Below are 12,766 nucleotides of genomic sequence, written 5' to 3'. Positions count from 1 at the left end.
AAGATTAAGCGCTACCATCCCGGATAGCGGCCGGCGGCTTGCCGTTCACTCGAGCTTATTTAGACGGGCAGGTCTTTGGCTGATCGAACAGCGACAGATTGACCAATTTGCCGGTCATTGAGAACTCGCCATAGTCCATGACGAGATCGCGCGTGATGCCGTTCTTGTGCAGCTTGAAGCTGATCCGGTATTCCGGCACCTCCTCGCCGCCTTTGTCGGCATCATCGAAATAGGCGATGTCGACCGGCCAGTATTTGTCGGTGGCGAGCTTGGCCAGCGCCGGCGCTTCCGGATCGGCATTGTCGGCATCGGCTTGCTTGCCGACGACGACGGTGGTGGTCACCACCTTGTTGGCATCCTCAGAGCCGTCGAACAGGTTGGTTTCGTAGAAACGCTCGCCCTTTTCCGCCTTGCCGATCATTTCGACCATTTGCTGGGTCGGGAACTGGGTCGGCGCGAGTTCCAGGCTGTTCTTCTCGGGCTTGTCGATATCGACCTTGAGACCGTTGGCTTCCTTCGTTGCGGTACCCTTGACCTCCTTGTCGAGGTTCTGGTCGACAAAGGATTTGTTCACGAAGGAGAAGGTCTTGCCCTCGGCATCCTCGAAGGTGGTCATCTGCTGGTCGGTCAGCCTGGTGTTGTCGCTGGTTACGATCTGGGTCACCAAACGGAACTTTACTGTATAGCCCTCGCAAGGCGAGCCGTTGAACTCGTAGACCATGCGGCCGGTGATGCCGGTAATACCGGAACGGTCTGAAGCCTTGTCGAGTGAAATGTCGTAAACAGCACGATGCGCCTGCAGCGCAGGCACCGCAAAAGCGGGAGCCGCCCAGGAAGCCGCTGTCAAGAGAACGGCGTTGAATGCGAGGCGCGTTGCGCGCATGGGGTGCTCCGATCATCGCGGCTAATGGCAAGCCGCATGGAAAGATGGTCCAGCTTAAAAAAAGTCGTGGCGGAAGCGAGGCAAAAATAGCAATTTCGGCCCGGCCTGCGCGGCACCTTCAAGCAATAGGGAAATAGCATGAGCGAAACAATCGAAAAGCGGCTAAGCGATCTCGGCGTGACGCTGCCGGCCGCCGCCGCGCCCGCCGCCAATTACGTGCCCTATTGCCGGACCGGCAATCTGCTGTTCACCGCCGGGCAGTTGCCGCTCAAGGAGGGCAAGCTCCAGGCGAGCGGACTGCTTGGCCGCGATGTCGACACCGCGACCGGCAAGGAAGCCGCAAAATACTGTGCAATCAACATATTGGCCCAGGCTCACGCGGCACTTGGCGATCTCGAGAAAATCCGTCGCTTGGTGAAGATCACCGTCTTCGTCGCCTCGGCACCGGATTTTGTCGAACAGCATCTGGTTGCCAACGGCGCCTCGGATTTTCTCGCCGCCGTGCTCGGCGATCGTGGCAAGCACGCTCGCTCCGCCGTCGGCACTGCCTCCCTGCCGCTTAATGCCGCAGTGGAAATCGAAGCGATCTTCGAAGTCGAATGACCGGGACTGCAACCATGACCGATCTTTCCTGGCTGACCGCCCGGCCCGTCGCCCATCGCGGCCTCCACGACATGAACAAGACGCGCTGGGAGAACACCCTTTCCGCCTTCGCTGCGGCGGCCGAGCGCGGCTACGCGATCGAATGCGATGTGCACCTGTCATCCGACGGCGTCCCCGTCATCATCCACGATGGCGATCTGCGGCGGCTGACCGGCGAGGACGGCTTCGTCTGGCAGCGTACGGCTGCAGAGATCACGGCGCTGAAGGTCGGCGGCACCGCCGACCATTTGCCGACGCTGCAGCAGGCGCTTGATCTGGTCGACGGCCGTGTGCCGATGGTTGTCGAGCTGAAAGGTGCTGCCGGGCACGACGAAGGCCTGGTCGAAAGCGTCGGCAAGATGCTCAAGCATTACAAGGGCAAGACCGCGATCATGTCGTTCGACCATTGGCTGATCCGCGAGTTCCCGAAATATGCACCCGGCATACCCGGCGGGTTGACCGCCTACGGCAACGACAACCACCTGATCGAGGCGCATTTCGCCATGCTGGCGCATGACATCGCCTTCACCTCCTACGCTGCCGGCGACCTGCCGAACCGGTTCGTCTCCTTCGTGCGAGAGAGACTCGGTATGCCGGTGATCACCTGGACCGTGCACGACCAGCCTGCCGTCGACCTGACCTTCAAATATGCCGACCAGATGACGTTCGAAGGATTCGAGCCCGATCTGGTACGGCTTGCCTGAGCGGGCTTGTATGGGTCCGCAGCGAGCTTAAGTAAGCCTCATGGATCAAGGGGACGACTGCGAAAGACAAACGGCGAATGCGGAGCTGTCGATCCGCATCGCCGCGGGCATCGGCGCCTTTACCAGCGCTGAATGGGACAGCCTCGGCGGCACTACACGCGGCGATGCAGAATACGGCTACAACCCGCTTGTCTCATTCGCTTTTTTGAGCGCGCTGGAAGATTCCGGCTGCGCTGTTCGGCGCACCGGCTGGCAAGGCCATCACCTCAGGCTGGAAACCGCGCGAGGCAAGTTGCTCGGAGCGGTCCCCTGCTATCTGAAGTCGCACAGCCAGGGCGAATATGTCTTCGACCATGGCTGGTCGGACGCGTTCGAACGCGCCGGCGGGCGCTACTATCCGAAGCTGCAATGCGCGGTGCCGTTCACGCCCGTCACCGGCCCTCGCCTGCTGGTCGGCAGGGGCGAGGACACCCCCGCCGTCAAGGCCGGTCTTGCGGCCGGCCTGAAGGCGGTGACGGATAAGCTCGGCGTGTCTTCCGCGCATGTTACTTTCGCGCCGGAGGACGACGTCCAGATATTGGCGGCGGCCGGCTTCCTGCATCGCACCGACCAGCAGTTTCACTTCTTCAACGAAGGCTTTTCGAGCTACGACGATTTTCTCGCAACGTTAGCCTCGCGCAAGCGCAAGGCAATGAAGAAAGAGCGGCGCGAGGCCCTCGCCGACGGCATCTCGATCGACTGGCTGACCGGCAAGGATCTGACCGAAAAGGCCTGGGACGACTTTTTCGCGTTCTACATGGATACCGGCAGCAGGAAATGGGGCCGGCCCTACCTCAACCGCGATTTCTTCTCGCTGATCGGCGAGCGCATGGCCGACGACATCCTGCTGGTAATGGCCAAACGCAACGGGCGCTACATTGCAGGTGCCATCAATTTCATCGGTTCAGACGCGCTCTACGGCCGCAATTGGGGCTGCATCGAGGACCACCCGTTCCTGCATTTCGAGGTCTGCTACCATCAGGCGATCGATTTCGCCATCTCGCGCAAGCTGAAGGTGGTTGAAGCCGGTGCGCAGGGCGAGCACAAGCTGGCGCGCGGCTACCGGCCCGTGACGATGCATTCGGCGCACTACATCGCCCATCCAGGTCTGCGCAATGCAGTGGCCGACTACCTCCAGCGCGAGCGGCGCGAAGTCGAGCGGATGAGCGAATATCTGGAAGAGCACACCCCGTTCCGCAAGGACATGGCGGAGTAGGGTAGCGAGCCCAATCGCTCAGCCGCGCGGGCCCGCATGGCCGATGTCGATCGATCGTCTTGCCCGCCCGGAACAGCTTCGCTACACGAGACAGCGAGCCAAGAACCGGAGCGCGCCATGGCCGAAGCAACCTACGACAGCAGCAACATCTTCGCCAAAATCCTGCGCGGAGAAATCCCTTCGCACCGCGTCTACGAAGATGACGCGGTCATCGTCTTCATGGATGTGATGCCGCAAGGGCAGGGTCACACGCTAGTGGTGCCGAAAGCGCCGTCGCGCAACCTGCTCGACGCGGATCCGGCGGTGCTTGGCCCGCTCTTCGTTCACGTCCAGAAAGTTGCGCGGGCCGTAAAGAAGGCCTTCGATGCCGATGGCGTCACGGTTATGCAGTTCAACGAACCAGCTTCGGGGCAGACCGTTTTCCACCTCCATGTCCATGTCATTCCGCGCTTCGATGGCATTCCCTTGAAGCCGCACAGCGGACAGATGGAAAAGCCTGAAGTCCTGGCCGAAAACGCCGGCAAGATACGGATGGCGCTGGCAAGCTGAACCGGTGCAACCGCTCTGGCGGGCGCCGGGCGGTTAACCGGAAGGTGTCACAAAAAAAGCCCCGTTTCCGGGGCTTTTTTTTGACTTGCGGATTCGTCAGTTCTTACGCGGCAGTTGCGGCACAAGGCTGCGCTTGCCACCATCCTTGCCTTTCGGCTCCGGCTTCTGCGCCACCGCCTTTTTCGCGGCGGGCTTCTTCGCCACCGCCTTCTTGGCCTTCGGCACGTCGTCCGGCTCTTCCTTCTTCGGCTTCACCGGCGCCTCGTCGGCGAGCGATTCGAGCTTCAGGCCGGTCTCGCCGGTTTCCTTCTTCTCGACGGTGACACGCACCGTGCCGCCCTTCTTGAGCTTGCCGAACAGCACCTCGTCGGCCAGCGGCTTCTTGATGTGCTCCTGGATGACACGGCCAAGCGGCCGGGCGCCCATGCGCTCGTCATAGCCCTTGTCGGCCAGCCATGCGATTGCATCCTGCGACAGGTCGAAGGTCACGCCACGCTCGGAAAGCTGTGCTTCCAGCTGCATGACGAACTTCTGCACCACCTGATGGATGACCGGCACTGGCAGCGAGCCGAACGGAATGATCGCATCGAGACGGTTGCGGAACTCCGGCGTGAACAGCCGGTTGATCGCCTCGACATCGTCGCCTTCGCGCTTGGTCGAACCGAAACCGATGGCCGCGCGCTGCGCGTCGGACGCGCCCGCATTGGTGGTCATGATCAGGATGACATTGCGGAAGTCGATCTGCTTGCCGTTATGGTCGGTCAGCTTGCCGTGGTCCATGACCTGCAACAGGATGTTGAACAGGTCCGGATGCGCCTTCTCCACTTCGTCCAGCAACAGCACGCAATGCGGATGCTGGTCGACGCCGTCGGTCAGAAGGCCGCCCTGGTCGAAGCCGACATAGCCGGGAGGCGCGCCGATCAGCCGTGAAACGGTGTGGCGTTCCATATATTCCGACATGTCGAAGCGGATCAGCTCCACGCCGAGCGAGGCGGCGAGCTGCTTGGCCACTTCCGTTTTGCCGACACCGGTCGGACCCGAGAACAGGTACGAGCCGATCGGCTTTTCCGGTTCCCGCAGGCCGGCCCGCGCCAGCTTGATGGCCGAAGTCAGCGCGGTGATCGCGGTGTCCTGGCCGTAGACGACGCGCTTCAACTCGATGTCGAGACCTTGCAGCACCTTCTCGTCGTCGGCGGAAACCGTCTTCGGCGGGATACGCGCCATCGTGGCGATCGTCGCTTCGATCTCCTTGATGCCGATGGTCTTCTTGCGCTTGGCTTCCGGCACCAGCATCTGCGAGGCGCCGGTCTCGTCGATCACGTCGATCGCCTTGTCCGGCAGCTTGCGGTCGTTGATGTAACGCGCCGAGAGTTCGACCGAAGCCTTGATCGCCTCGCTCGTGTAGCGGACCTTGTGGAACTCCTCGAAATAGGGCTTGAGGCCCTTCATGATCTCGATGGCGTCCTCGACGGTCGGCTCGTTGACGTCGATCTTCTGGAAGCGCCGCACCAGCGCGCGGTCCTTCTCGAAGAACTGCCGGAACTCCTTGTAGGTGGTCGAGCCGATGCAGCGGATCGCGCCGGACGACAGCGCCGGCTTCAACAGGTTCGACGCATCCATGGCGCCGCCAGAGGTGGCCCCTGCCCCGATCACGGTGTGGATCTCATCAATGAACAGCACGGCGCCGGGATAGTCCTCGAGCTCCTTGACGACCTGCTTCAGTCGCTCCTCGAAATCGCCGCGATAACGGGTGCCGGCCAGCAGCGTGCCCATGTCGAGCGCGAAGATGGTGGCATTGTGCAGCACTTCGGGAACGTCGCCCTCGACGATGCGCTTGGCGAGGCCCTCGGCGATCGCCGTCTTGCCGACGCCGGGATCACCGACATAGAGCGGGTTGTTCTTGGAGCGGCGGCACAGCACCTGGATGGTCCGGTTGATCTCGCTCTCGCGACCGATCAATGGATCGATCTTGCCGGCCTTGGCCTTGTTGTTCAGGTTGACGCAATAGGCAGTCAGCGCGTCCTGCTGCTGCTTCTTCTTGCCGCCTTCCTCTTGCGGCTCGGCCCCGCTCTGGCTGCCTTGCTCGTCGTCGGCGCCGCGCGGCGTCCGCGTCTCGGAAGCGCCGGGGCGCTTGGCGATGCCATGCGAGATGTAGTTGACCGCGTCGTAGCGGGTCATCTGCTGTTCCTGCAGGAAGTAAGCGGCGTGGCTCTCGCGCTCAGCGAAGATGGCGACGAGCACGTTGGCGCCGGACACCTCCTCGCGGCCTGACGACTGCACATGGATCACCGCGCGCTGGATGACGCGCTGGAAACCGGCAGTCGGCTTGGAATCTTCATCGTAGCCGGTGACGAGGTTGTCGAGCTCGGTGTCGATATAGGTGAGGACCGTATGCTTCAACTCGTCGAGATCGACGTTGCAGGCACGCATGACGGCCGCCGCCTCGGTGTCGTCGATCAGGGCGAGCAGCAAATGTTCAAGGGTTGCATATTCATGGTGCCGCTCATTGGCGAGCGTCAGCGCTTGGTGAAGCGCCTTTTCCAGGCCTTGGGAGAAAGCCGGCATGTTACCTCACTTCTTCTCCATCACGCATTGCAGCGGATGCTGATTCTGTCGGGCGAAATCCATGACCTGAGCCACTTTGGTCTCGGCCACCTCGAATGTATAGACCCCGCACTCGCCCACCCCATGATTGTGAACATGAAGCATTATGCGTGTGGCGGCTTCGCGGTCCTTCTGGAAAAAGCGCTCCAGCACGTGGACCACGAATTCCATGGGTGTGTAGTCGTCGTTAAGAATGAGGACCCGATACAGACTGGGCTTCTTGGTCTTGGTTTTTGTGCGCGTGATGACGGCCGTGCCGCGACCGGCCTCATTGCCGTTGCTGCCGTTCTGCATTCGCACCACGTAGCTCGTGGCAGTCAAACCTGTAGTCACGTAGTCCTGCCTCTTTCGAATCCTCATGCATGCTCGACATGTAGGTGTTCGATGGACGATTTTAAGCCCTTCTGTTTAGCTGACAATATGGCTAGGTGGCCAAACTTGACCGATTTTTCAAATCGTGAAGACCACAGGCCCCCGATTTCGAGCTGGCATGAAAAAACCCGGCCGCGTTCGCGACCGGGTCTGTCTTTGCAAGCCCGGGGGCCGGCTCGGAACGTTCGTCGAATTTACTTCGCCTTGGCGACGATCGATTCGAACGGCTTGTAGGCTTCCTTGGCGAGTTCGGCATAGAGATCGCCAAGCTTGGTGGCTTCGGTGACGAAGCTCTCATAGGACTGCTTGGCATAGTCGGACTGGATCTCGATCGCCTTGTCCAGCGACTTGGCGGAAAAGAGCTTCTCGACAGCGGCGCTACCGGCTTCGAAGCTTTTCTTGGTGTACTCGCCCGCCTCGGCGGCGATAGCCTGCGCACCCTTGGACAGCGAGGCGAAGCTCTTCAATCCGGTGTCCGCAAATTCCTTGCCGTATTTGCTGAAATCTTCATAGGTCTGGGTCATTTCACGCATTCCCTTGAACGGTTGCCTTGGACGATAGACGCGGCTTGTCCGGGCCGCGTTGTGCAATGCGTGTAAATATATTGTGCAGTGCACAAAAGTCAAGATTCCCGCGGCAATGCGCATCGTGAGCTGCCGGCAATCGCTAGGATTCGAATAAAGAGAAGCTCAATCACACAGAAAATGGTGAACGCGGCGGTTACCATAAACGGATTGGTAACGCTGCCCGCGTTAGCGTGGCCGGAGGTGAGGCAGGACCCTTTGCCGCCTCCAAGGCAACGGAATTCAAAGGAACTATCAGTGCGTAAGGCGTTGTCGGGCTTCGTTTCTAAATCCGCGTCCCCCTTCAAAACGATCATGATCCTCGCCATGGCGATGAGCTTCGTCGTCGCGGACGCGGCTTCATCCATGGCGGCCAAGTCGGCGGCCATCGTCATCGATGCCAAGACCGGCAAGGTGCTTTATTCGTCGGATGCCGATGGCCGGCGCTATCCGGCTTCGCTTACCAAGATGATGACGCTCTATCTGACGTTCGAGGCGTTGGCGAAGGGCAGGATCAGCAAGAATTCCCCGGTCGTGTTCTCGGCCAATGCCGCTGCCGAACCGCCGACGAAGCTCGGCGTCAAGCGGGGCGGCTCGGTCACGGTCGAGACCGCGATCCTGTCGATGGTGACCAAATCGGCAAACGATTCCGCAACGGCGCTTGGCGAGATGCTTGGCGGCAATGAAGCCAATTTCGCCCGCATGATGACCGCCAAGGCGCGGGCGCTGGGCATGAGGGGAACCGTTTTCCGCAACGCCAACGGCTTGCCTGATCCCGGCCAGTTCACGACCGCGCGCGACATGGCGATGCTCGGCATCGCCCTGAGAGAGCATTTCCCGCAATATTACGGCTATTTCTCGCAGCGCTCCTTTCTTTACGGGCGGCAGCGCATCAACGGCCACAATCGTCTGCTCGGACGCATCAAGGGCGTCGACGGCATCAAGACCGGTTACACCCGCGCCTCCGGTTACAATCTGGTCTCCTCGGTCTCGGATGGCGATCGGCGCATCGTAGCGGTGGTCATGGGCGGCAGGTCCGGCGGCAGCCGCGACAGCCAGATGGCCGGGTTGATCAATGCCTACATGCCGCAGGCGTCGTCGCGCGGCGGCGGCGTGCTGATTGCCAAGGCCGGCGGCGGCAATCCGATTTCAGCCTTGGCCAAGGTGCTTCTACCGAAGCATGACGCGCCGACACCGGACAGTAAGCCGGACGACGATGCCGTTGCCTCTCTTGTCGAGGAAAATGCGCCCGTCGTTGAAGATACCGCTCCGGTCGTTCAGGCCAAGAGGGTCAAGACGACGGCTGTGTCGACGGTGGACGACGTGGCGACAGCCCGGGTCGCCGCAGCCTATGCCGAACCGGCGGCAGAGGTCGATCCGGTCAGCACGGCGTCGGTGCCATCCGGCTGGGCAATACAGGTCGCCTCTTCGCCAAAACAGGCCGAAGCGAAGGCTTTCCTCGACAAGGCGACGAAGCAGGCGCCCTCCGTTCTGACCGATGCCTCCGGTTTCACCGTCGCCTTCGACAAGGACGGTGTCACCTACTACCGCGCCCGGTTCGGTGGTTTCGGTTCGAAGACGGCTGCCTGGAAAGCCTGCAACGCTTTGAAAAAGAAGAAGATCGAGTGCTACGCCGTCCAGCAGTAAGCGGCGCGCGAAACGATATCTTTCCCGAAGTTCTGCGTCGAAGGAGACTAGTTGTGATTGGAGAGCAAGACGTCCTTGGCTTCATTGATCCGCGCCGCCAGGAAAGACGTGCCACCGATATCGGGGTGCAGGCGCTGCATCAGGCGGCGGTGCGCCTTGCGGACATCCGCCGCGGCAGCCCCCGCTTCAAGACCAAGGATCTTGTAGGCCTCCTCCTTAGTCATGGCGCCAGAACCTGGCGCAACACCCAGCCCTTCGCCACCATTCGCATCAGCGTCTTTGCGCCAGATGGGAAATCTGCCGTCAAGATACGTCTCTAGCAATTGGCGGCTCTCCGGATCGCCGGAGAGTTCGCGATAGAGTTGCTGCAATTCGGCAAGCCCCATCGAGCCAAGCATCTTGCCTTCATGGCGCCCGGCCAGCACAAGGCCTTCGAGGCCGCCGGTATCGTGATCGAGTTCCATCTCAAGCGCCGCCGTACGAACTGTCGAACGCTTGCCTGCCGCCAGTTTGGCTGCCGGCCGATTCATGCGCATGGAGCCGTACCAGGCGAGCGCAGCCGACAGGATCAAGCCGCCGATGCCCTCGCGCCCGACCAGCAGCACGGCGACGCCGACCAGCCCGAGCAGCACAGGTCCAAGCGTCCTCATGCCGCGTGCAAGCTTCGCCGGATCGGCGCGCAGGAAGATGGTGAGCATGCCGAGAAACACCAGAAGCAATGCTACGAAAGCGATAATCGCGCCCATCAGTTTCCGCCGCCCCGCATATGCTCGATCATCAGCCGGTCCTCCGGCCTGCCCCGGGCCTCCAGTGCCTTCAGCCCGCCGGTCGCAAACACGGCGACGGACGAAAGCAGACCGGCCAAGGTTGCGGCAGCCCGCCGATCGAAGCGGAACCAGGCCCCTTTCGACAGCCGCGCAATTTCCTTGAACGCCTTTTCCGCGGCGGCATCATGGCCCTCCTGAAAGACGAAGACAGGAACGCCGTGCAGACCGAGGCTGCCGGCCTTTTCGGCCAGATCATCTATGTTTTCTTCCATCGCGTCGCCGATATAGACCAGCGCGTTGACCTTGGCCGCCGCCGTCTGTTTCAGCGCATGGGCGAGCACCTTGCCGATCTGGGTATGGCCGCTGCGGCAGTCGATGCGCGTCATCAGCTGTTTCAGAGCTTCGGTATCGGTGACGAATGCGGACGAGCGGCACTCGCCAAGGCCGCGAAAATAGACAAGTTGAACCTTGAGCGCCCCGGCCTTGCCGACGGCGTCGAACATCTCGGCCTGCAGCGCACAGGCGAGATCCCAGGTCGGCTGGCGGCTCATCGTCGCGTCGAGGGACAGGATCAGCCTGCCTGAACCGGTGGCGGATGCAGCGAGCGTCCTTGCCTGACGGAGAAACGCGTCGATCTCGCCGGTGCTCGATTGTGACTCGACCGGCGCAGGATTGGCCCTTGCAGGCACGGGCTGCTTCTTGTCGCTCATGACATTCAAGATGTGGCGTTGTTCCCCGGCTTGCAAGCCCAGATGAGGCGACCTGGAGGACCTGTGATGATGGCACCTGCGGACAGCGCTTCGGCTGGTGGTCTTGGCGTTGCGTTTCTCGGCGTCAGAGCAGGCCGAGATCGGCAAGCTCACGCCTGAGCTTCGGCGGCATCTCGATCAGCCCGGCTTTGCCCTTGCCGAGATCGGCCGGCGCGTCCGCCGGCTTCAGGTAGCGCCACCCCTGGAATGCACGGCGCGGTTGCCAGTCAGTGCGCACGACCTCGGGATCGAGGATCAGATGGCAACGGCCGATGCCCTCGTCATCGGTGAAGGGCCGGATTTCGGTGATCAGCTGGCGGCATTGGACATTGCCCTTGATCACCCAGTAGAGCGAGCCGCCGCCGGTAATCTCGGCGCCACGCGTCGGCACCATGCGGGTGGTGTGGTAGTGCTCGGCCGGTTCGCCGGCGCGGCGCCGCTCGTCGAGACGGAAGGCAATCCACTCTTCCAGATCCTCGACGCTGTCACAGCCGACGCAAAGCTTTATGAGATTGAGAGACATCGTTTAAGGTTTAGTCCAGCACGCGAACGCGTCAACGGCCTGATCGACTTCTCCACAGTGGTGGTCCAGGCCGCCAGATTGGCGCTCAGCACTCCACGACATTGACTGCCAATCCGCCAAGGCTGGTTTCCTTGTACTTTTCGTTCATGTCGAGGCCGGTCTGGCGCATCGTCTCGATCGCGGCATCGAGCGGCACGAAATGAACGCCGTCGCCCTTGATGGCCAGCGAAGCGGCGGTCACTGCCTTGACGGCACCAAGCGCGTTGCGCTCGATACACGGCACCTGCACCAGCCCGCCGACCGGATCGCAGGTCATGCCGAGATGATGTTCCAGCGCGATCTCGGCAGCATTCTCGACCTGCTCGGGCGTGCCGCCCATGACGGCGCACAATCCCGCCGCAGCCATTGCCGAAGCCGAACCGACCTCGCCTTGGCAGCCGACTTCCGCCCCCGAGATCGAAGCATTGGTTTTGATGATGCCGCCGACGGCCGCCGCCGTCAGCAGGAAATCGTGGATGCTGGGCTGGTCGGCTTCGGGATGGAAATGCAACCAGTAGCGCAGCACTGCGGGCAGAGTGCCGGCCGCCCCATTGGTTGGCGCGGTGACGACACGGCCGCCGGCGGCGTTCTCCTCATTGACCGCCATCGCATAGATCGACAGCCAGTCGTTGGCGAGCAGCGGGTTGGGCCGGTTCTGCTGCCATTGCTCCTGCAGCTTGTCGTGCAGCATCCGGGCACGGCGGCGCACCTTGAGTCCGCCCGGCATGATGCCGTCTTGCGACAGGCCGCGCTCGATGCACCCCTTCATGGCGCTCCAGATGCCATCGAGGCCGGCGTCGAGCTCCCCGCGCGACATCTGCGTCTCCTCGTTGACGCGCTTCATCTCGGCAATGGAAAGCCCGCTTTTCGCTGCCATGGACAGCATTTCGACGGCGTTCTTGAACGGATACGGAACCTTCTTGCCTTCGGTTGTCGCCGAGCCCCTTGCTTTCATCCGCTGCAGTTCTTCCTCGGACACTACGAAGCCGCCGCCGATCGAATAATAGACGCGCCTCAGCAGCAACCGGTCGCCGGCATCATGGGCAGAGAAGGCCATGCCGTTGGCGTGACCCGGCAGCGGCGTCTTGCGATCCAGCACAAGATCCGTTGCCGGGTCGAAACGGTAGGACGGATGGCCGGGCGGCGAAATCCGCTTCTCGGCGGCGATGCGAGCGACGATGCCGTCTGCTAGGTCGGGATCCACCGTCTGCGGCGTCTGGCCGGCGAGGCCGAGCACCACGGCACGATCGGAGCCATGGCCGATGCCGGTATAGGCGAGCGAGCCATGCAGGCTGGCCGCGATCCGGTCGACCTTGGCGCCGGCCGGGCGCGGCCAGTCGTCTCCCGCAATCTCGTCGAGAAACCGCCGCGCGGCCGTCATCGGCCCCATCGTGTGCGAACTCGATGGGCCGATGCCGATCTTGAACAAGTCGAAAACCGAAAGGAACACGTGGGCGTTTTCTCCTGGG

At 61.9% G+C, this 12,766-nt stretch carries 13 protein-coding genes; 5 read left to right on the top strand and 8 right to left on the bottom strand.

The window, feature by feature from the left end; translation table 11 throughout:
- Positions 1-55: 55 nt before the first annotated feature.
- On the bottom strand, positions 56-883 hold the full coding sequence (locus X773_RS45155) for a cell envelope integrity EipB family protein (protein ID WP_023674927.1): 828 nt from the start codon (positions 881-883) through the stop codon (positions 56-58).
- Between the two features lie 138 nt (positions 884-1,021).
- Here X773_RS45155 and X773_RS45150 point away from each other — a divergent pair, with 138 nt between their 5' ends.
- The 4 genes from X773_RS45150 to X773_RS45135 all read left to right on the top strand — a co-directional run bounded on the left by X773_RS45150 (position 1,022) and on the right by X773_RS45135 (position 4,033).
- Positions 1,022-1,486: a RidA family protein gene (locus X773_RS45150; protein WP_023674926.1), complete on the top strand. Its 465-nt coding sequence runs from the start codon at positions 1,022-1,024 to the stop codon at positions 1,484-1,486.
- A 14-nt stretch (positions 1,487-1,500) separates the two neighbouring features.
- Positions 1,501-2,229: a glycerophosphodiester phosphodiesterase gene (locus tag X773_RS45145; protein WP_023674925.1), complete on the top strand. Its 729-nt coding sequence runs from the start codon at positions 1,501-1,503 to the stop codon at positions 2,227-2,229.
- A 40-nt stretch (positions 2,230-2,269) separates the two neighbouring features.
- Positions 2,270-3,484, top strand: a complete 1,215-nt coding sequence (locus X773_RS45140) for a GNAT family N-acetyltransferase (protein ID WP_023674924.1) — start codon at positions 2,270-2,272, stop codon at positions 3,482-3,484.
- A gap of 117 nt (positions 3,485-3,601) precedes the next feature.
- Positions 3,602-4,033, top strand: coding sequence for an HIT family protein (locus X773_RS45135; protein WP_023674923.1), 432 nt, complete (start codon positions 3,602-3,604; stop codon positions 4,031-4,033).
- 96 nt (positions 4,034-4,129) lie between these two features.
- On the opposite strand, the gene clpA is transcribed toward X773_RS45135, so the two are convergent.
- The 3 genes from clpA to X773_RS45120 all read right to left on the bottom strand — a co-directional run bounded on the left by clpA (position 4,130) and on the right by X773_RS45120 (position 7,533).
- On the bottom strand, positions 4,130-6,598 hold the full coding sequence (clpA, locus tag X773_RS45130) for an ATP-dependent Clp protease ATP-binding subunit ClpA (RefSeq protein WP_023674922.1): 2,469 nt from the start codon (positions 6,596-6,598) through the stop codon (positions 4,130-4,132).
- A 6-nt stretch (positions 6,599-6,604) separates the two neighbouring features.
- A complete protein-coding gene (gene clpS / locus X773_RS45125; RefSeq protein ID WP_023674921.1) occupies positions 6,605-6,931 on the bottom strand; it encodes an ATP-dependent Clp protease adapter ClpS in 327 nt (108 codons plus the stop codon).
- Positions 6,932-7,203: 272 nt separating this feature from the next.
- Positions 7,204-7,533, bottom strand: coding sequence for a phasin family protein (locus X773_RS45120; RefSeq protein WP_023674920.1), 330 nt, complete (start codon positions 7,531-7,533; stop codon positions 7,204-7,206).
- Between the two features lie 297 nt (positions 7,534-7,830).
- Here X773_RS45120 and X773_RS45115 point away from each other — a divergent pair, with 297 nt between their 5' ends.
- On the top strand, positions 7,831-9,219 hold the full coding sequence (locus tag X773_RS45115; RefSeq protein WP_023674919.1) for a D-alanyl-D-alanine carboxypeptidase: 1,389 nt from the start codon (positions 7,831-7,833) through the stop codon (positions 9,217-9,219).
- Positions 9,220-9,266: 47 nt separating this feature from the next.
- Here X773_RS45115 and X773_RS45110 read toward each other — a convergent pair whose 3' ends face one another.
- The 4 genes from X773_RS45110 to X773_RS45095 form a co-directional block, all read right to left on the bottom strand.
- Positions 9,267-9,965: a DnaJ domain-containing protein gene (locus X773_RS45110; RefSeq protein ID WP_023674918.1), complete on the bottom strand. Its 699-nt coding sequence runs from the start codon at positions 9,963-9,965 to the stop codon at positions 9,267-9,269.
- A complete protein-coding gene (locus X773_RS45105; protein WP_023674917.1) occupies positions 9,965-10,696 on the bottom strand; it encodes a hypothetical protein in 732 nt (243 codons plus the stop codon). The genes X773_RS45110 and X773_RS45105 overlap by 1 nt, the downstream gene beginning before the upstream one ends.
- A 124-nt stretch (positions 10,697-10,820) precedes the next feature.
- Positions 10,821-11,258: a DUF1489 family protein gene (locus X773_RS45100; RefSeq protein WP_023674916.1), complete on the bottom strand. Its 438-nt coding sequence runs from the start codon at positions 11,256-11,258 to the stop codon at positions 10,821-10,823.
- Between the two features lie 85 nt (positions 11,259-11,343).
- The gene (locus X773_RS45095) at positions 11,344-12,747 is read right to left on the bottom strand and encodes an L-serine ammonia-lyase (RefSeq protein ID WP_023674915.1); all 1,404 of its coding nucleotides are present in this window, start codon (positions 12,745-12,747) and stop codon (positions 11,344-11,346) included.
- Positions 12,748-12,766 lie beyond the last annotated feature (19 nt).

This window comes from Mesorhizobium sp. LSJC280B00 (assembly GCF_000502835.1).
Lineage (GTDB): Bacteria > Pseudomonadota > Alphaproteobacteria > Rhizobiales > Rhizobiaceae > Mesorhizobium.
The sequence above is the reverse complement of the archived record's forward strand: the minus strand, read 5'-3'. Positions and strand labels throughout refer to the sequence as shown.

What these genes read in the sequence shown, in the direction of transcription:
- X773_RS45140 (WP_023674924.1), top strand. Translation starts at nt 2,270, where the DNA reads ATGGATCAAGGGGACGACTGCGAAAGACAAACGGCGAATGCGGAGCTG.
- X773_RS45150 (WP_023674926.1), top strand. Translation starts at nt 1,022, where the DNA reads ATGAGCGAAACAATCGAAAAGCGGCTAAGCGATCTCGGCGTGACGCTG.
- clpS (WP_023674921.1), bottom strand. Translation starts at nt 6,931, where the DNA reads ATGCAGAACGGCAGCAACGGCAATGAGGCCGGTCGCGGCACGGCCGTC.
- X773_RS45120 (WP_023674920.1), bottom strand. Translation starts at nt 7,533, where the DNA reads ATGACCCAGACCTATGAAGATTTCAGCAAATACGGCAAGGAATTTGCG.
- X773_RS45100 (WP_023674916.1), bottom strand. Translation starts at nt 11,258, where the DNA reads ATGTCTCTCAATCTCATAAAGCTTTGCGTCGGCTGTGACAGCGTCGAG.
- X773_RS45145 (WP_023674925.1), top strand. Translation starts at nt 1,501, where the DNA reads ATGACCGATCTTTCCTGGCTGACCGCCCGGCCCGTCGCCCATCGCGGC.
- clpA (WP_023674922.1), bottom strand. Translation starts at nt 6,598, where the DNA reads ATGCCGGCTTTCTCCCAAGGCCTGGAAAAGGCGCTTCACCAAGCGCTG.
- X773_RS45155 (WP_023674927.1), bottom strand. Translation starts at nt 883, where the DNA reads ATGCGCGCAACGCGCCTCGCATTCAACGCCGTTCTCTTGACAGCGGCT.
- X773_RS45110 (WP_023674918.1), bottom strand. Translation starts at nt 9,965, where the DNA reads ATGGGCGCGATTATCGCTTTCGTAGCATTGCTTCTGGTGTTTCTCGGC.
- X773_RS45135 (WP_023674923.1), top strand. Translation starts at nt 3,602, where the DNA reads ATGGCCGAAGCAACCTACGACAGCAGCAACATCTTCGCCAAAATCCTG.
- X773_RS45105 (WP_023674917.1), bottom strand. Translation starts at nt 10,696, where the DNA reads ATGAGCGACAAGAAGCAGCCCGTGCCTGCAAGGGCCAATCCTGCGCCG.